General features: G+C 70.0%; 18 protein-coding genes. 7 read left to right on the top strand and 11 right to left on the bottom strand.

Going from position 1 to position 16,584, the window contains the following annotated elements; translation table 11 throughout:
• Positions 1-143: 143 nt before the first annotated feature.
• Positions 144-1,097 carry a DUF4097 family beta strand repeat-containing protein gene (locus ABG085_RS01040; RefSeq protein ID WP_347977599.1) on the top strand — a complete coding sequence of 318 codons (954 nt, stop codon included), beginning with the start codon at positions 144-146 and terminating at the stop codon, positions 1,095-1,097.
• On the top strand, positions 1,097-1,705 hold the full coding sequence (locus tag ABG085_RS01035) for a PadR family transcriptional regulator (protein WP_347977598.1): 609 nt from the start codon (positions 1,097-1,099) through the stop codon (positions 1,703-1,705). The genes ABG085_RS01040 and ABG085_RS01035 overlap by 1 nt, the downstream gene beginning before the upstream one ends.
• 91 nt (positions 1,706-1,796) lie before the next feature.
• Here ABG085_RS01035 and ABG085_RS01030 read toward each other — a convergent pair whose 3' ends face one another.
• A complete protein-coding gene (locus ABG085_RS01030; protein WP_347977597.1) occupies positions 1,797-2,336 on the bottom strand; it encodes a universal stress protein in 540 nt (179 codons plus the stop codon).
• A 168-nt stretch (positions 2,337-2,504) separates the two neighbouring features.
• On the opposite strand from ABG085_RS01030, the gene ABG085_RS01025 reads away from it, so the two are divergent.
• The gene (locus ABG085_RS01025) at positions 2,505-2,699 is read left to right on the top strand and encodes a DUF3073 domain-containing protein (protein ID WP_163616007.1); all 195 of its coding nucleotides are present in this window, start codon (positions 2,505-2,507) and stop codon (positions 2,697-2,699) included.
• 115 nt (positions 2,700-2,814) lie between these two features.
• Here ABG085_RS01025 and ABG085_RS01020 read toward each other — a convergent pair whose 3' ends face one another.
• Together ABG085_RS01020 and ABG085_RS01015 are read right to left on the bottom strand one after the other, a co-directional pair.
• Complete coding sequence (locus ABG085_RS01020) at positions 2,815-3,201, bottom strand: TIGR02611 family protein (RefSeq protein WP_347977596.1); 387 nt, start codon at positions 3,199-3,201, stop codon at positions 2,815-2,817.
• 52 nt (positions 3,202-3,253) lie between these two features.
• A complete protein-coding gene (locus ABG085_RS01015) occupies positions 3,254-4,510 on the bottom strand; it encodes an MFS transporter (RefSeq protein WP_347977595.1) in 1,257 nt (418 codons plus the stop codon).
• A gap of 174 nt (positions 4,511-4,684) precedes the next feature.
• On the opposite strand from ABG085_RS01015, the gene ABG085_RS01010 reads away from it, so the two are divergent.
• From ABG085_RS01010 to ABG085_RS01000, 3 genes are all read left to right on the top strand, one after another.
• On the top strand, positions 4,685-5,542 hold the full coding sequence (locus ABG085_RS01010; protein WP_347977594.1) for an alpha/beta hydrolase: 858 nt from the start codon (positions 4,685-4,687) through the stop codon (positions 5,540-5,542).
• Positions 5,543-5,575: 33 nt separating this feature from the next.
• Positions 5,576-6,367, top strand: coding sequence for a strictosidine synthase (locus tag ABG085_RS01005; protein ID WP_347977593.1), 792 nt, complete (start codon positions 5,576-5,578; stop codon positions 6,365-6,367).
• Between the two features lie 98 nt (positions 6,368-6,465).
• Positions 6,466-7,068, top strand: coding sequence for a TetR/AcrR family transcriptional regulator (locus tag ABG085_RS01000; RefSeq protein WP_347977592.1), 603 nt, complete (start codon positions 6,466-6,468; stop codon positions 7,066-7,068).
• A gap of 42 nt (positions 7,069-7,110) precedes the next feature.
• On the opposite strand, the gene purF is transcribed toward ABG085_RS01000, so the two are convergent.
• The 3 genes from purF to ABG085_RS00985 all read right to left on the bottom strand — a co-directional run bounded on the left by purF (position 7,111) and on the right by ABG085_RS00985 (position 10,900).
• Positions 7,111-8,571: an amidophosphoribosyltransferase gene (gene purF / locus ABG085_RS00995; protein WP_347977591.1), complete on the bottom strand. Its 1,461-nt coding sequence runs from the start codon at positions 8,569-8,571 to the stop codon at positions 7,111-7,113.
• A gap of 65 nt (positions 8,572-8,636) precedes the next feature.
• On the bottom strand, positions 8,637-9,785 hold the full coding sequence (purM, locus tag ABG085_RS00990; RefSeq protein ID WP_347977590.1) for a phosphoribosylformylglycinamidine cyclo-ligase: 1,149 nt from the start codon (positions 9,783-9,785) through the stop codon (positions 8,637-8,639).
• Between the two features lie 230 nt (positions 9,786-10,015).
• Positions 10,016-10,900, bottom strand: a complete 885-nt coding sequence (locus ABG085_RS00985) for a DUF559 domain-containing protein (RefSeq protein WP_347977589.1) — start codon at positions 10,898-10,900, stop codon at positions 10,016-10,018.
• Positions 10,901-11,397: 497 nt separating this feature from the next.
• Here ABG085_RS00985 and ABG085_RS00980 point away from each other — a divergent pair, with 497 nt between their 5' ends.
• Positions 11,398-12,009 carry a zinc-binding alcohol dehydrogenase gene (locus ABG085_RS00980; RefSeq protein ID WP_347977588.1) on the top strand — a complete coding sequence of 204 codons (612 nt, stop codon included), beginning with the start codon at positions 11,398-11,400 and terminating at the stop codon, positions 12,007-12,009.
• Positions 12,010-12,053: 44 nt separating this feature from the next.
• Here the strand turns inward: ABG085_RS00980 and ABG085_RS00975 are convergent, their stop codons facing one another.
• The 5 genes from ABG085_RS00975 to ABG085_RS00955 are packed head-to-tail and all read right to left on the bottom strand — an operon-like array spanning position 12,054 to position 16,426.
• Positions 12,054-12,407 carry a potassium transporter Trk gene (locus ABG085_RS00975; protein WP_347977587.1) on the bottom strand — a complete coding sequence of 118 codons (354 nt, stop codon included), beginning with the start codon at positions 12,405-12,407 and terminating at the stop codon, positions 12,054-12,056.
• A 38-nt stretch (positions 12,408-12,445) separates the two neighbouring features.
• A complete protein-coding gene (locus ABG085_RS00970) occupies positions 12,446-13,024 on the bottom strand; it encodes an ATP/GTP-binding protein (RefSeq protein ID WP_347977586.1) in 579 nt (192 codons plus the stop codon).
• 13 nt (positions 13,025-13,037) lie between these two features.
• On the bottom strand, positions 13,038-13,391 hold the full coding sequence (locus tag ABG085_RS00965) for a DUF742 domain-containing protein (RefSeq protein ID WP_347977585.1): 354 nt from the start codon (positions 13,389-13,391) through the stop codon (positions 13,038-13,040).
• Positions 13,392-13,418: 27 nt separating this feature from the next.
• Entirely contained in the window at positions 13,419-13,823 is a 405-nt protein-coding gene (locus ABG085_RS00960) for a roadblock/LC7 domain-containing protein (RefSeq protein ID WP_347977584.1), read from the bottom strand.
• Positions 13,820-16,426 (bottom strand): nitrate- and nitrite sensing domain-containing protein, encoded by a 2,607-nt coding sequence (locus ABG085_RS00955; RefSeq protein ID WP_347977583.1) that lies wholly within the window; start codon positions 16,424-16,426, stop codon positions 13,820-13,822. Before ABG085_RS00955 ends, ABG085_RS00960 begins: the two co-directional genes overlap by 4 nt.
• Between the last annotated feature and the right edge of the window lie 158 nt (positions 16,427-16,584).

Below are 16,584 nucleotides of genomic sequence, written 5' to 3'. Positions count from 1 at the left end.
CAAGCGTCACCCATGCGCCCCAAACCCGGAAGAACCTGAAGATCCGGAACGCGGCCTTGACAGACTCGCGATATATCGTGTTACTCTGAGGCAACGCGATATATCGCGAATTGAAACCCCCGAGATACGCAGGAGAAGCAGTCATGACCCTGGAGAAGTGGATCATCCACCCGGGCGAGACGCGCGTCATCGACATCGAGACCGTGCGCACGCTCAAGATCGGACTCGTCGGCGGGCAGATCGACGTGGTCGCCCACGACGAGCCCGGCATCCGCATCGAAGTGCACGACGTCACCGTCAAGGACCTCCGCATCGAGGTTTCCGACGACCACGTCGAGATCGACCACCCGCAGCTGCGCTGGGACAACTTCCTCGAGGTGTTCCGCAACTTCGGGGCCGGCGGACCGAAGGCCGAGATCAGCGTCGCGGTCCCCCGCGAGGTCGCCCTCACCCTCGGCGTCGTCAGCGCCAGCGCCCTCGTCTCGGGCCTCCGCGGCGACGCATCCCTCAACACGGTCTCGGGCGACATCATCGTCGACGGACTCAGCGGCGACCTCTCGGTCAACGCCGTCTCGGGCGACGTGCAGGTGCGCGAGCTTGTCGGCGCGCTCAACGCGAACAGCGTCTCGGGCGACGTCGCTGCGACCGGCACGCTCCGCAAGGCCACGATCGACACGGTCTCGGGCGCGGTGCTGGTCGACTCGACCGGCGACATCCTCTCGGTCGGCCTCAACACCGTGAGCGGCAGCTCGACGGTGCGCCTGGACGAGGGCTACCCGGCCAACTACGTCGTCCGCAGCGTCAGCGGTCGGGTGCAGGTCGACGGCGTCGTCCGCTCCGGCAACGGCACGGGCCCGACCACGAACTTCGCCGGCTCTGTCGGCGAACTCAGCGGCAGCTTCGCCGACGTGCGCGCCCACAGCGTCTCGGGCGACATCACGGTGCTGCGACGCGCGGCCACCCCGTCTGCGGATGCCGCACCCCTGGCGTCCGAGACGCCCGGCGCATCCACGCCGACGACCTCCGATGGGGCCGACGGCACCGATGACTCGGCCGCCCGTGAAGCGGCGGCCGGCTTCGACCGAGGAGAGCTGTGATGACCCCGGTCTTCTCCCACGGCGATCTGCGCCTGTACCTGCTGAACCTGCTCGATGAAGGGCCGCGCCACGGCTACGACATCATGCAGGCCCTGTCGGACCGCACCGGGGGCACCTACACCCCCAGCGCCGGCACCATCTACCCGCGCCTGGCGAAGCTGGAAGAGGAGGGACTCGTGACCAAGTCGGTCGACGGCCGCAAGACCGTGTACGCGATCACCGAGGCCGGCCACGCCGAAGTGCAGGCGCGCGCGGGCGACCTCGTGGGCATCGAGGCGGGACTCGCCGACTCGGTGCGGCTCATCGCCGACGAGGTGCGCGGCAGCGTCCGCGAGGCGATGAAGAGCCTGCGCGCCGATCTGGCCGCCGCGTCTCACGACGAGCGCGAGTCGACGCCCCAGGGCCCCCGCGAAGACGACCCGCGGGTCCGCAGCCGCGAGCAGATGCAGCGCCTCGACGCTCTGGTCAACGAGTTCCGCGCGAACCTGCGCGGCGACGTCCGCGTCCATGTGGCGCGCGGCGGCGAGCTCGCGGCATCCATCGTGGATCAGGTCGCGAGCGAGCTCGACCAGGTCGCCCGAGAGGTGACGCGCGCGCTGCGCGGCTGAGCCGCGGCATCCTGTTCCGCATCCTCCCCCGGAAACCAGAAGGGTGGTCCCGCCATCGGCGGGATCACCCTTCTGCGTCGTGCGGCGGTGCTTATGCGGGCCAGATCTCCTCGTCGTCGGGCACCGGCTCCCCGAGCGGCACGACCAGGATCGGGCGGTGCTGCCGGTGCGCGAGGCGCACGCCGACCGCACCCGTGAAGAACTCGCGGACGGACTCGCCGAAGCCCCGCTTGCGCGTGCCCACGACGATCAGCCGGGCGTCGATCTGATCGGCGAAGTGCTTGATCGCCATCGCCGGGTCGCCGACCAGCTGGCGCACCGTCCAGTGCGGGCCGGCATCGCCGAGAACGGATGCCGCGGCACTCTGCACCTTCGCCAGCTCACCCTCGCCGGCCGCGATGTTGATGTCGATCGGCGCCGAGTGGACGTACCCATCGGGGTCCTCGTAGGTGACGAAGCGGGTCACATCGACGTGGACGACGACCAGCGGCACCTGGAGCAGCTTCGCGTACCGGGCCGCCTCCTTGAGCACCCGCGGCGACTGGTCGGGGATCACCCCCGCGATCACCGCCCCGTGGAGGCTCTCGTCACTCGTCGCGTCACCTTGGGGCTCGGATGCCTCATCGGTCATATGTCCGCACTCCTCCTATGCCCCTGGGGCCGCAGCGGCCGGGCTACCGGGGCTCCGTGTTATCCTGAATGCTACTCTTACCGGTTCGAAGCCGGATTCGTGAATGCCCGGGTTTGCGAGGCCCAGAGCCCGCAGAATAGCCCGCGACCTTAAATGAGGGGGTCTCGCATGGGGCGTGGCCGTCAGAAGGCGAAGCACACCAAGATCGCCCGTGAGCTGAAGTACGACACGTACAACGTGAACTACTCGGCACTCGAGCGCGAGCTCGGTCACCACGACGACGAGTTCGTCGACAAGTGGGCCGACCAGTACAACGACGAAGACGAGGACGAGACCTCGCCCGTCTCGTCGTCGCAGGCTTAAACACCTCCGTCACCTTCACCCTGCACCCCCGTGTTCGCGCGCGGGTGCAGGGTGAGTGGCGTGTGCCCGCAGCGCGGCACGCCCGGGTGTTGAGCGCGCGGGAGGGCCGGCCCCGCTAGGCCGCGTCGCCCGCGCGCGCCGCGCGTCGCGCTCGCCACCACGCCCAGAACCGGTCGAGCAGGCGCTTGAGCGCCGCTGCTGCTCGCCGCGCCCAGTGGAACTCGGTGCCGAGCACGGCGAGCCCGAGGAACACCACGAGCCATCCCGGCCCCGGCAGCGGAACGAGCAGCAGTCCGCCCACCGCGAGGATGCCGCCGACCGTGCCGACGCCGAACCGGTAGGCGCGGTTGAGCCGCGGATGCCCGTCGATCCAGACGCGCGCGCGGCGCAGCATCCGTCGGATCGGACGGTGGGGAGCCTCGGCAGCGGCGATCTCGGTGCGCACACGAGTCTCGAGGGATTCAGGGGTCTCGGGGGATTCCGGCGTCGGGTCGATGGTCACGTCGGCGAACCTAACACGATATATCGCGAACTGCCTGAGAACGTCGGATGCCTCACCAGGCGCCGTGGCGACGTTCCCAGTCGTCCTCGACGGTGTGCGGCTGCGCGGCGACGACGCCGGCGGGGATGGCCGCTGCGACCACGACGGCGAGCACGATGAGCGGGCCGGTCCAGGAGTCCGTCGCGTCGTGGAGGAGTCCGATGCCGACGGGGAAGAGGGCGGCGATCGCGTAGCCGCCGCTCTGCACGAACCCGCTCAGCGCCACTGCACCCTCGTGCGTGCGGGTGCGGAGGCCGAGAAGCACGAGGATCATCGGGAACAGCAACGGTGCCAGCCCGAGGAGCGCGACCCACAGCCACGGCGCCACCGTGGGGAGGAAGAGCAGCCCGGCGAGGCCCGCGAAGCCGGTGCCGACGGCCACACCGAACAGCGCGCGTGTGGCGTTTGCCCGGGTGACCAATAGGGGCACCGCCAGCGACGCCGGCAGACCCATGAACCCGAACAGCGCGAGCAGCACGCCGGCCACGACGGGGGTGACGCCCGCGATGTCGACGAGCATCGTCGGCAGCCATGCGAAGGCGGTGTAGGCGAGGCTGCTCGACACCGCGAACCCGACGAGCAGCGCCCACGCGACAGGCAGCCGCCACATGCGGCCGAAGGCGCGGGGGCTCGGCTGCTCGATGTCGTCATCGTCTGCGTCCGCCGCTTCGGCACGGCTCTTCTCGGCCGCGGCATGGCGTACCGCCAGGCCGATCCACGGGACGGTCGCGACCAGCGCGAACACGGCCCAGAGTCCGAGCGAGACGTGCCAGTCCGAGGCATCCGCGACCGGCACCGCCACGAGGGGCGGGAGGAACGTCGCGAGCGCCATCGTCGTGGAGAAGACGGTGGTCATGAGGCCGACGCGATCAGCGAAGTACCGCTTCACGAGGGGCGGCAGCAGGATGTTGCCCACGCCGACCGCGGCGAAGATGAGCGCCGTGCCGGCCAGCAGCAGCCCCGAGTCCGGTGCCAGGCTGCGCAGGATCAACCCGATGGCGACGACGACCATCGCGACGACCGCCAGTCGCTCCAGCCCGAACCGCCGCTCGAGCGCCGGAGTGAGCAAGCCGAACACGGCGTAGCAGACCGGCGGCGCGGTGCCGATCAGGCCGATGACGGCCGCCGGCACATCGAAGTCGGCGGCGATGTGGTCGTACAGCGGCGACAGCGAGGCGACTGCCGAACGCAGCGAGAAGGCGAACAGCACGATGCCCACGAGGGCGAGCGCTCGACCACGCCAGAGGGGTCGCGACGAGGGGGAGCTCACCTGTCAACCCTAGGCGGCGCGGGAAGACCGACGGTCGCGGAGGCCGCGCGGCCCCGGCCCGTCGGCGAATCGCGCTGGCAATTGACATTGTTGTTGAGTGTAGTCATACTTGAGTGCACTCGTATTTGTTCGGACCATCGCATCCGACGTCCCACGAACCGCAAGGAGAACCTCATGAGCACCACGAGCAGCGACCCGACCACGTCGTATGCGAAGGCACCGACCCGCACCCTTTCCGCCGGCGGGGTCACCTTCGCGTATCGCGAGCTGGGGCCGAAGGGCGGCGTCCCCGTCGTCTTCTTCGTGCATCTGGCCGCGACCCTCGACAACTGGGATCCGCGCATCGTGGATCCGATCGCGGAGGACCGCAACGTCATCACGTTCGACAACCGCGGTGTCGGCGCTTCCACCGGCGAGGTGCCGGACAGCGTCGAGGCGATGGCGGACGACGCCTACGCCTTCATCCGGGGACTGGGATTCGACACGATCGACGTCTTCGCCTTCTCGCTCGGCGGCATGGTCGCGCAGGCGCTCGTGGTCAAGCACCCGGAGCTCGTGCGCAAGCTCGTCCTCACCGGCACCGGCCCCGCCGGCGGCAAGGACATCGACAAGGTCGCCGGCGTCACCTACTACGACATCGTGCGCGCGACGCTGACGCGCTCCGACCCGAAGGAGTTCCTCTTCTTCAACCGCAACGCGACCGGCAAGGTCGCCGGCAAGGCCTTCGTGAGGCGCCTCCAGGAGCGCACCGCCGACCGCGACGCACCCATCACGACGAAGGCGTTCCGGACGCAGCTGAAGGCGATCAAGAAGTGGGGGCGCTCCGCGCCGGCCGACCTCTCCCAGATCACCCAGCCCACCCTGATCGCCAACGGCGACAACGACCGGATGGTGCCCTCCGTGCTCTCGGAAGACCTGCACCGCCGCATCCGGGGATCCGAGCTCGTCATCTACCGCGACTCCGGTCACGGCGGGATCTTCCAGTTCCACGAGCAGTTCGCGCCCGTCGCGGTCGGCTTCCTCGCCCCCTGACCGGCATCCCGATTCATCGAGAGGAATGAGCACATGAGCGTCGCCCCCTACAACAGGAAGCCCCTCACGTCATCGATCCTGCTGTGGGTCCGCACCGACCAGCCGCGTCAGACCGGCATGGACCACTGGAGCGGCCCCCACTCGGGCATCATCTCGGCGACCCCCGGACTCGAGGAGTACCGGCAGATCCATCTCGCCGAGCGAAATCCCGGACTCTGGCCGGACACCCGAGGCATCGAGACGGCGATTCCCGCGGACCGCAGGATCGACGGCGTCGCAGAGGTCACGTTCCGGTCGATCCTCGCGCCGCTGCAGGGCCGTGCGCAGACCCGTCTGGCGTTCAAGGACGAGATCAACGTCTTCCGCCGCACCCTCCTGTATGCGGGGCCGCCGTACTCCGCCCGGTGGTATCGCCTGGCGGAGCCCGGTCGGCGTCCGGGTGCGCGCGCCTTCGTCTATCTGCGGAGGCGCCCCGACGTCGGCGGACGGGCCTTCCGGAGGTTCGTCACCGGAGAACTCGCACCCGCGCTCGCCGGCACCGGTGTGCTCCGCGAGCTGCGGACTCAGACCTTCCTTCCCTGGAACGAGAAGCTCTGGGACACGCCGGACGTCGCCCACGACAACCCCGTCGATCAGCGGTTCCACGCATCCGTCAGCCTCGGCTTCGATGATCCGGGCGCCCGTGCGGCGTTCTTCGCGAGCCGCGAGGTCGAAAGGCTCTCGAGCGCACTCGCGCGGCACGTCTCCGCGATCCACGCCTACGACGTGTCGGCTGCCCTGACCTACGTCAGCGGCGGCGTCATCCTGCCCCACTACCGGGAGTGAAGGTGCCGCCGCCTGGCGGCGGACACCTGAAGTCCACCCGTTCCTGACTACAATCAGAAACGCCCGTCACCGTCTGCACCACCCCGGAGGATCACGTCATGGCCATCGACACTCCGCCGATCGGTCGACGCGAGCGCAACAAGCAGGACAAGCTCCAGCGCATCACCGCCGCCGCCCGAGAGCTCTTCACCGAGCACGGGGTCGACGACGTCACGACGCAGCAGATCGCCGACAAGGCCGACATCGGCACGGGAACGCTCTTCCTCTATGCCAAGAACAAGGGCGAGCTGCTCCTGCTCGTGCAGAACTCCAGCTACCTCGCCGCACTCGCCGAGGGCACGGCCGCGGCCGAAGGGGTCGCAGATCCCCTCGAGGCGGTGATCGCGATCATCCGGCCGGTCGTCGAGTGCAACCGCGTGCAGATCGACAACGGGCGCACCTACCTGCGCGAGATCGTCTTCGGCGACCCTGAAGAGCCCCACCACCGAGAGGCGCTCGCCCTCACCGTGCAGACCGAAGAGGCGATCGCGAGCGTCCTGCAGCGCGACCAGCGCACCAGCGCTGCCGATGCGGCCACGCTCGCGCACGTGGTCTCCGCCATCACGTTCGTCAGCATGGCGGCCACGGTGAACATCGCCCTCTCGGTCGACGAGATCGTGGACGACATCCGCCGTCAGGTGCGGGCGCTTCTCCCGCGCTGACGCCGTACCGCTGCGCTCGCCGTCAGAGGTCCCCTTGCAGGGTCAGCTCTCCTGCGAGCCCTCGACCCAGGCGAGGTACTCGTCGGTGACCGTGCCGGTGATGTATCGGCCGTCGAAGCAGCTCATGTCGAGGTCCTCGACGTCGGAGCCTTCGAGAATCGCCGCCTTCAGGTCTTCGACCTCCTGGTAGACGACGAAGTCGGCGCCCAGCTCTTCCGCGATCTCGGGGATCGTGCGACCGTGGGCGACCAGCTCCTGGCGCGAAGGCATGTTGATGCCGTACACGTGCGGGTAGCGCACGGGCGGCGCGGCGGAGGCGAACGTGACGCTCTTGGCTCCGGCATCCCGTGCCATCTGGATGATCTCCTTCGACGTCGTGCCGCGCACGATGGAGTCGTCGATGAGGAGCACGTTCTTGCCCTTGAACTCGCTCGACATGGCGTTGAGCTTCTGGCGCACGCTGCGCTTGCGCGCCGCCTGGCCGGGCATGATGAACGTTCGGCCGACGTAGCGGTTCTTGTAGAACCCCTCGCGGTACTCGACTCCCAGCTTGCGTGCGACCTGCATGGCCGCGGGGCGGGACGAGTCGGGGATGGGCATGACCACGTCGATCGCCTCGCGGGGCGTGAACTTCGCGATGGTGTCGGCGAGCCGGTCGCCCATGCGCAGGCGCGCCTCGTACACCGAGATGCCGTTCATGACCGAGTCGGGGCGAGCCAGGTAGACGTACTCGAACGAGCAGGGCACGAGCTTCGGGTCGGTGGCGCACTGCTGGGTGTGCAGGTTGCCCTCGAGGTCGATGAAGATCGCCTCGCCCGGGTCGACGTCGCGGACGATCTCGAACTCGCCGTTCTCGAGCACCAGCGACTCGCTCGTCACGACCCACTCGTAGTGCCCGTCCTCGTGCTTGCGCGTGCCGAGGATGAGCGGACGGATGCCGAACGGGTCGCGGAACGCCAGCAGACCGTAGCCGGCGATCAGGGCGATGGCCGCGTACGAGCCCTCGACGCGTTCGTGCACGCGGCTGACGGCCTGGAACACCTGCGTCGGATCGAGTTCGAGGCCCGAGATCGACGCCTGCAGCTCGTTGGCCAGCACGTTGACGAGCAGCTCGGTGTCGGACGACGTGTTGAGGTGGCGGCGGTCCTTGTGGAAGAGCTCGGCGGTGAGCTCACGCGTGTTCGTGAGGTTGCCGTTGTGCACGAGCACGATGCCGTAGGGGGCGTTCACGTAGAAGGGCTGCGCCTCTTCCTCGTTGGATGCGGTGCCCTTCGTCGCGTAGCGCACATGGCCGAGGCCGATCTCACCGAGCAGCGCCCGCATGTCGCGGGTGCGGAACGACTCGCGCACCTGCCCGCGGGTCTTGTGCTGGTGCACGACCCCGCTGCGCTCGGCCGTCGCGATGCCGGTGGAGTCCTGGCCGCGGTGCTGCAGAAGCAGAAGGGAGTCGTAGATCTCCTGGTTGGCAGACCCACGGCCCACCACTCCGACGATTCCGCACATGGGTGTTGCCTGCTCCGTCTTGTCGTTTCTGCGCTGTGTGGTTCTGCGTCGTGCCGTCTGCCGGCTCAGCGAGCCGTGTGGTCCCCGTAGGAGCCCACGAGGCGCACGGCGCCGCCGTCGACGCCCTTGGCACCCTGCTCCCAGTGACCGTCCGGGCGCGCACCGTCGTGGACGACGCCCACCTGCCAGGTCGCGATGCCTTCGCGCGAGAGAGCGGATGCCGCAGCCTCGGCCTTGTCGGCCGCCACGACCGCGAGGAACCCGATGCCGAGGTTCCAGGTGCCCTCGGTCGAGGTGAGGTCGAGGTCGCCGAGGTCGGCCAGCACCCGGAACACCGGGGACGGCGACCACGTCGAGCGGTCCAGCTCGACCCACGTTCCCTGGGGCAGCACTCGTGCGAGGTTGGCTGCGATGCCGCCGCCGGTGACGTGGCTGAGCGCGTGCACGCGGTCGCCGTGGTCGGCGATCAGACGCAGCAGCGGACGCGTGTAGAGGCGCGTCGGCTCGAGCAGCGCCTCGCCCCACGTCGCGCCGAGGTCGGCGGAGTTGTCGCCGTACTGGATGCCGGCGCCGGCGACGATGTGCCGCACCAGCGAGTAGCCGTTGGAGTGCAGGCCCGAGCTCGCGAGCGCGAGCACGACGTCTCCGCTGCGGACCCGGTCGGCGCCGAGGAGGCGGTCGGCCTCGACCACGCCGGTGGCGGCGCCCGCGACGTCGTAGTCGTTGATTCCCAGGAGGCCCGGGTGCTCGGCGGTCTCGCCGCCGACGAGGGCGGTGCCGGTCTCGGCGCAGCCGGCGGCGATGCCGCGGACGATGTCGGCGATCCGCTCGGGGAAGACCTTGCCGCACGCGATGTAGTCGGTCATGAACAGCGGCCTCGCGCCGACGACGACGATGTCGTCGACGACCATGCCGACGAGGTCCTGCCCGATCGTGTCGTGCTTGTCGATGGCCTGGGCGATCGCGACCTTGGTGCCGACGCCGTCGGTGCTGGTGGCCAGCAGCGGCTTGTCGTAGGCCTTGAATGCGCTGGCATCGAAGAGTCCGGCGAATCCGCCGACTCCCCCGAGCACCTCGGGGCCCTGCGTGCGACGCACCGCCGACTTCATCAGCTCGACGGCGAGGTCGCCGGCAGCGGTGTCGACGCCGGCAGCCGTGTAGGGGTTCACGGGCTGTGCGGGGCGGGAGGGGGCATCGCGTTCGGATGAGGCCACGGTCACAAGCCTACCGGCGACGTGCCTGGACGGACGCCGGGCGTCGCGGCCCTCCGATTGCCGCCGGACGGGGCCTCTGCAGCCGGATGCGCCGCACTCACACGACCCGCAGCATCCGCCCGTCGTCCGTCCATCGCCGCACGGCTATCCGCGACGGGCGGAGGAGATGTGAGGCACGGAGGATGATTCGGCCCGCTCTCCTCCTCCCTTCGTCACATCTCCTCCGTTCGTCACACGGCGGCCGCCTGCGACCGCTTCTCTGCGAGGTGCAGCCCCTGTGCGACTGCCTGCATGATCAGCGCCTGCACGCCCGGCCAGTCCTCGACGATCTGGATGTAGCCGACACGGATCACGTGGTAGCCCATATGCCGGAGCACCGCGTGGTGGGCGTTGTCACTCGCGCGCTGCCTTCCGACGTGATGCCCGCCGTCGATCTGCAGCACGAGTCGCGCGCCGATGAGGAAATCGACCCGATGACCGGCGATCCACGCCTGCGGCACGATCCGCAGCTTCATCCAGGCCAGACGGGGCACGACATATGTCTCGAGTCCCGAGTCGGAATAGGGGCTCGCCGCCTCGATGATCCGCCGCACCCCGGGCGCGAAGGGCAGGCGCAGAAGCGACGGCTTGGTCACCAGCGACTTGTTGAGCGCCGACTCGACGCTTGCGAGAGCCGCCTCGAAGGGCTGGCATGCGCAGAGAATGGCGAGCGCGTTCTCGATCGTGTCTTCGAGCGCCGCGGGGTCGCGGGCGATCACCGGCACCGCGCGATGGACACGAGTATTCTTCGCCACGGAAATGCGGCCCGCATGCGGGTGGGCGGCGACATGGGTCGCCGCGGCGTCCGCCTCGACCCACAGCCCGAGGCGACGCGCACGGGTCACGCACGAGATCACGACCCCTGCTCGCGCCGCCGCCACGAGGTACGGGTCGGCCGTCGGCACGGCGATCCAGACTCGACGGGCCACGTGGACGAGTCCCGCCGCAACGGCGGCATCGATCGTCCGTTGCGAGTGCCCGCGCTTCACGAGCGTCGCACGGCGCGCGATGCCACCGGCATCCGTCACCGCCGCAATGAGTGCGCGTGCCCGAGCTTCAGCTCCGCCATGAACCATCCGCTTATCGTGGGGCTGGCCGACGCCCGCCGGCGCGTCGTGAACCATACCTGTGGGAGTTCGGCCCCGTGTTGCTTCTGGGGAGGAGCCGGTTGCGGCATCCACCCCCGCGTTGCATTCCGCACCCGGCGTCATGGGCGGAGGGGATGGGTGGAGAGGAGGGCGGATTCGGGCCAGATCATCCTCCCCTCGTCACATCTCCTCCGCTCGTGACGCCGCGGGGCGAACGCTCCGGGAGGGAAACGGACGCCGCGGGGCGAACGCTCCGGGAGGGAAACGGACGCCGCGGGGCGACGCGGCGGCCGACGCGCGGGTCGCGGCGGCGCAGGCGGGCGGCGACGCGGGTCGTGGCGTCGCAGGCGGGCGGCGACGCGCGGGTCGTGGGGGCCGGACGCGCGGGTCGTGGCGTCGCAGGCGAGCGGCGACGCCGGAATCCGAGGCGGGCGAATGCCGCCGGACGGGGCACCCGCCGCGGGCCCGGATCTAGAATGGAGCGCATGGGCGGCGCCGGTGCACCGGAGTGGCTGATCCGCGAAGACGCCGGTCAGCCGGTGCTTCTTGCCCTCTATCTGCGCCAGGTTCTCGGCATCCGCTCTCCCGATGAGCTGCCGCACCTGCGCGGGATCCCGCCGCGGGCGAACGACCGGTCGGAAGAGGCCCAGGCCACGCTCGAACGGCAGTGGCGGCAGTACTGGGCGATGACGGTCGAGCCGCAGGCCCACCCGTCAGCGGTGCCCCTCGATCTCGTGGACGGATTCGACACCGTGCTCGCCCTGCCGGTCGAAGGCTGCGACGAGCTGCGGTCCGCCTTCATCCCGCACGCGCGCGAGGCGCTGGCGTTCGCGCGGGCCGCGAACGAGCGGTATCGCAAGGAGGCCTCGCACAGCTCCGGCACGGCGTATCGCGCCTACGCCGGCGCGATCGCCGAGCATGAGCGGCAGGTCGGGCGGCGGGCGCACTCGTTCGAGCTCAACGTGCAGGTGCTGCCGCTGAGTCAGCGGGGCGTGTGGTGGATCGGCTCGCTCACGGTGGCGGTCACCGACGGACTTCGGGGGGATGTCGCGGCCTTTGACACCGCCATCCACCCGATCATCGCCGAGCTGGCCTAGTCGCGGCGGTCCACCGTCGCGGCCCTCAGCCGCGTCCGGGACCCCTAGTGGGCCGAGCCGTGGCCGTTGGTGCCGGGCTCGGGGTCGACGTGCACCGACGCGTGGTCGACGGCGACCTCGTGGGTGCGACGGCGCGAACGACGGTCGAAGATCAGCGCCACGATGCCGCCGAGCGCCAGGCCGATCGGCGCGCAGACGAGCACGAGGAAGCCGAAAACCTGACCCTGCGAGTACTGCACGCCCGTGTTGGGGCTCGCGTCGGCGGTGCCGTTGAACGAGAAGGTGAGGATCATCGCGACGAGCACGCCGAGTGCGGCGCCGAGGATGAGGAACACCGAGATCTTGGGTGCTCGTCGCACGCGCACGGTCTCGATGTGGTCCTGGCTGTGCTCGGGCATGCACCCATTGTCCCACCCGAGGCGCCCGTCAGGGGCTGCTATCGGATGCCTGCCCCCGACGTCATCCGCAGCACGTGTTCGACGAGGCTGATCAGGGTCGCCTTGGTGGACTCCCGGTCACGGGCGTCGCACGCCACGATGGGGACCTCGGCGCGAAGCGAGAGCGCCTCGCGGATCTGGTCGGACGTGTGGCGATACTCGGCGCCGAAGACGTTGTGGGCCACGATGAACGGCACTCCGCGCGACTCGAAGTAGTCGATCGCGCCGAAGGAGTCGGCGAGCCGGCGGGTGTCGATCAGCACGACGGCGCCGATCGCTCCCTGGGTGAGGTCGTCCCACATGAACCAGAAGCGGTTCTGACCGGGCGTGCCGAACAGATAGAGGATCAGGTCGGAGTCCAGCGAGATGCGTCCGAAGTCCATGGCGACCGTGGTCGTCGTCTTGTCCGGTACCGCGGACAGGTCGTCGACCTCGACGCTTGCCGCCGTCATCACCGCTTCGGTGGTGAGCGGGTCGATCTCGGAGACCGAGCCGACGAGAGTCGTCTTGCCCACGCCGAACCCTCCCGCGACGATGATCTTTGCGGAAAGGGTCGCCTGACTGGTGTCGGGGCTCACAGCTTCTGTCTCCTCACAGCTTTTTCAGCCCGCTGAGCACGCGCTCGAGGAGCGCCGTGCCTGGGGTGGACTCGGATTCTGCCTGCGTGTGCACCCTCACGACGCCGCGCTCGACGAGGTCGCCGATGAGCACACGCGTCACGCCGAGCGGGAGCCGGACCAGCGCCGCCACCTCGGCCACCGAGCGGCTCTCGCGGCACAGCTCGGCGATCGACCGCTCCTCCGGCGAGAGCACGTGGCCCTCGGGCACCGGAACCTCGGTGCGGACCAGCGCCTCCATCGGGTAGGCCCGCGCCGGCGCGGTGCGCCCGCGCGTCAGTGCGTACGGCCTGACCCGCTGCGGCGGGGTGGGGTCAGAGGGGCTCACGATCGGTCTCGGGCATCCGGGACGGGATCAGGCGCCCGGCTGGACGGCACGGATCTCCGGCGTGAGCGCGGTCGCGACGCGCGCGATCAGCAGCTGCATCTGGTAGCCCACCTGGCCCAGATCGCACTGCGGACTCGCCAGCGCCGCGAGACTGGAGCCCTCGCCGACGGACATCACCACGAGGTAGCCGCCGTCCATCTCCACCACCAGCTGGTGGACCTGACCGGCCGCGAAGCAGCGCGCGGCACCCTGGGTGAGGCTGGTCAGGCCGGAGGTGATCGCCGCCAGCTGGTCGGCGCGGTCGGGCGGGAAGGCGGCAGAGCGCGCCATCGGCATGCCGTCGGCGGACACCAGGATGGCGTGCGCGATGTCCGCCGTGCGACGAGTCAGGCTGTCGACCAGCCAGTCGAGGTTCTCAAGAGCGGTCGTCACTTGTCTTGCTCACTTTCGGATCGGAACGGGTCGGGCGCCGCGTCGACCCGGGCACGGCTCACTCCGCGCTGGAAGCTGGACAGAGCGCCGCTGCGGCGCGGGTCCACGGGGCGTGGGGTCTGGGGAATCGGGCTGCTGGTCGCCGGTGCCGTGCCCGGCAGCAGATTCTGCCCCGGGACGCGCTTGGGAAGTCCGCCGGCCGTGACCAGTTCCGGCTCGGGCCGCCGGGAGACGTCGGCCGCAAGCTTCCAGCCGTCGTCGCCCGGGGAGGACCAGCCGAGCGGGCCTTCGATCCCGTCGAGCCCGTCGAGCCCGTCGACGTGGCCATTCGCCTCGCGGCGGGTGCCTTCCGGCATCCGTCGGATGAACCACTCGGACTGGAGGGCGGCGAAGATCGGCGTGTCGCCGTCGAGCGTGTCGTCGGTACCCGCGGTGTCCTGAGCGGCCAGCCGGTCCTCGGCGGCCAGCCGGTCCGCAGCGGCCAGCCGATCGTCGGCGGCCAGCCGGTCCTCGGCGCCCAGCCGGTCCCCGGCGCCCAGCGGTTCGCCGGCGTACGCCGGGCCGGTCGACTGCGGGGCGGGCTCCGGAGCCTGCGCCCAGCCGGTCGTGACGGACGTCGCCGCGCTCACCGGCATGGCGGCGGGTGCAGGTGGGGTCGACTGCTGAGGGGCGGGCACCGTCACGACGGGCAGCGGTCGCGTCTGGCTCTCGGTGAGGGCGCTCGTCGGGATCTCGACGCGAGCGACGACGCCGCGCGGGCTCCTGTCCCGCAGCTCGACCGACATGCCGTGGCGATCGGCCAGGCGGGCGGTCACGACCAGACCCATCATGCGCGCGACGTCGGCGTCCAGCCCACTGGTGCTGCGCAGCTTGGTGTTGGCCGCGAGCAGCTCCTCCGACGTCATCCCGATGCCGTCGTCCTGGATCTCGACGATCAACGGCTCGCCGGGGTGGCGCGGCAAGGTGCGCACGACGACCGGCGTCTCGGGCGGCGAGAAGTTGGTGGCGTTCTCGATCAGCTCGGCGAGCAGGTGAACGAGGTCGCCGGCGACCGAGCCGCGCACTTCGGCGGCTTCCGCCGAGTCGACCTCGACACGCGCGAACTGCTCGATCTCGGATGTCGCGGCGCGCAGCACGTCGAGAGCCGGCACGTTGCCGCGGTTGGCCTGCCCGGTGTCACCGCCCGCGAGAACGAGCAGGCTCTCGTCGTTGCGTCGCATCCGGGTGGCGAGGTTGTCCAGACGGAACAGGTTCGCCAGCTGCGCCGGGTCCTGCTCGCCCGCCTCGAGATCGTCGATGAGGCGCAGCTGCCGCTCGACCAGGTTCTGACTGCGGCGCGAGAGGTTGACGAACATCCGGTTGACGTTCGCTCGCATCTGGGCCTGCTCACCGGCCAGCCGAACCGCCTCGGCGTGGACCGCGTCGAACGCTTCGGCGACCTCGCCGATCTCGTCTCGCCGCGTGACGCCGATCGGCTTCACCGAGGTGTCGACGGGGCCTTCAGCGTTCGCGATCTGCGCGACGCGCTCCGGCAGCGTCTTACCGGCGATCTGGAGCGCGGCCTGGCGCAGCCGGACCAGCGGCCGGAGAATCGACCGTGCCGCGAGCAGCGTCAGCACGAGCGCCGCGGCGAGGACCAGCAGGACGACGCCGGCGGTCAGGTATGCGGTCTGCTGGGCGGAGTCTCGGAGGTCGGTGACATCCGCGGCCAGGTCGTCAGCCGCCCGGACGATGACCTCCTCCATGCTTCCGACGAAGTCCCCGTAGATCTTCATCCAGCTCGGCACGGTGAGGTCGAGCTGTTCGATGCCGCCGTCCTGGATCACCTGATCCATGACGTGAAGCGGTGTCGGGGTGTCTGTGGTCCCGCGGTCGGTGAGCTCCTCGAACCGCTCCCCTGCCGCCCGCGAGGTGCCCTCGATGAACTCCACACTCGCCCGGTCCCACACGCTCTGCGCGCCGGCCAGCTGCATCAGCCCCTCCGGGCTGATCTGTCCGGTCATCAGCGTCTGGCCGACGACCACCCGGACGACACCCAGCACCTCGGAGGCCGTCCGCACCTCGGCGAGCGCGTCGGCCTGCGCATAGATCGCCGGATCCCCGAGTTCGGGGAGCCGCGTGGCGAGCCTGAACAGCGTGTTGATCATGTCCGTGTACGACTCGATCGCGGCCGCCCGGGTGCCGGGTTCGACGATCTCCTCGCGGGCCACGTCGATGTCGTCCAGCCCGGTGCTCGCCGCGTCGAGGTCCACCGCGAGCTCCGGGTCTTCGGAGGAATCGATCGCGGAGGCGCTGTCGCTCCAGGCATCGATCGCCTCATCGGTCTCGGCGAGGATGGCTTCGCGGGCTTCCGCCGGTATGCCGGATCCTGCCGAGTCGCGCTCGACGGTCAGCTGGATCGCCAGTCGGAAGGCGTCGGGAAGGGCGCTCGCGAGACTCTCGGCGCGCGACGCCTCCCTGCTCGCCGCGACCGCTGTCTCGACGCGCAGCCCGCCCAGCGCGAGGGCCGCGACCATGGGGATGAGCAGAACGGCGATCAGGCGCGGTCGGATGCCTCGCCACCATCTCCGCGGGGCGACGCGCTCGCTCGATTGCTCGGCCATATGGGCCCTCCTGAGTTATGACCGAGGCCAGGCGGTGCCTGCGGGCAATGCCCCGGTCTCGCTCTCTCTGCGTCCGTGCAGCTGGTCGGATATCTCGACATCGCCGTGTCGAGCTAAGGCGCAACGGTTGACACGGGATAATAACCCACTTCGTCGGG

Source organism: Microbacterium sp. ProA8 (genome assembly GCF_039905635.1).
GTDB classification, from domain to species: Bacteria; Actinomycetota; Actinomycetes; order Actinomycetales; family Microbacteriaceae; genus Microbacterium; species Microbacterium chionoecetis.
Note: the sequence above shows the minus strand (reverse complement) of the source record. Positions and strands in the feature narration are given on the sequence as shown.

What these genes read in the sequence shown, in the direction of transcription:
- ABG085_RS01040 (WP_347977599.1), top strand. Translation starts at nt 144, where the DNA reads ATGACCCTGGAGAAGTGGATCATCCACCCGGGCGAGACGCGCGTCATC.
- ABG085_RS01035 (WP_347977598.1), top strand. Translation starts at nt 1,097, where the DNA reads ATGACCCCGGTCTTCTCCCACGGCGATCTGCGCCTGTACCTGCTGAAC.
- ABG085_RS01030 (WP_347977597.1), bottom strand. Translation starts at nt 2,336, where the DNA reads ATGACCGATGAGGCATCCGAGCCCCAAGGTGACGCGACGAGTGACGAG.
- ABG085_RS01025 (WP_163616007.1), top strand. Translation starts at nt 2,505, where the DNA reads ATGGGGCGTGGCCGTCAGAAGGCGAAGCACACCAAGATCGCCCGTGAG.
- ABG085_RS01010 (WP_347977594.1), top strand. Translation starts at nt 4,685, where the DNA reads ATGAGCACCACGAGCAGCGACCCGACCACGTCGTATGCGAAGGCACCG.
- ABG085_RS01005 (WP_347977593.1), top strand. Translation starts at nt 5,576, where the DNA reads ATGAGCGTCGCCCCCTACAACAGGAAGCCCCTCACGTCATCGATCCTG.
- ABG085_RS01000 (WP_347977592.1), top strand. Translation starts at nt 6,466, where the DNA reads ATGGCCATCGACACTCCGCCGATCGGTCGACGCGAGCGCAACAAGCAG.
- purF (WP_347977591.1), bottom strand. Translation starts at nt 8,571, where the DNA reads ATGTGCGGAATCGTCGGAGTGGTGGGCCGTGGGTCTGCCAACCAGGAG.
- ABG085_RS00985 (WP_347977589.1), bottom strand. Translation starts at nt 10,900, where the DNA reads ATGGTTCATGGCGGAGCTGAAGCTCGGGCACGCGCACTCATTGCGGCG.
- ABG085_RS00980 (WP_347977588.1), top strand. Translation starts at nt 11,398, where the DNA reads ATGGGCGGCGCCGGTGCACCGGAGTGGCTGATCCGCGAAGACGCCGGT.
- ABG085_RS00975 (WP_347977587.1), bottom strand. Translation starts at nt 12,407, where the DNA reads ATGCCCGAGCACAGCCAGGACCACATCGAGACCGTGCGCGTGCGACGA.
- ABG085_RS00955 (WP_347977583.1), bottom strand. Translation starts at nt 16,426, where the DNA reads ATGGCCGAGCAATCGAGCGAGCGCGTCGCCCCGCGGAGATGGTGGCGA.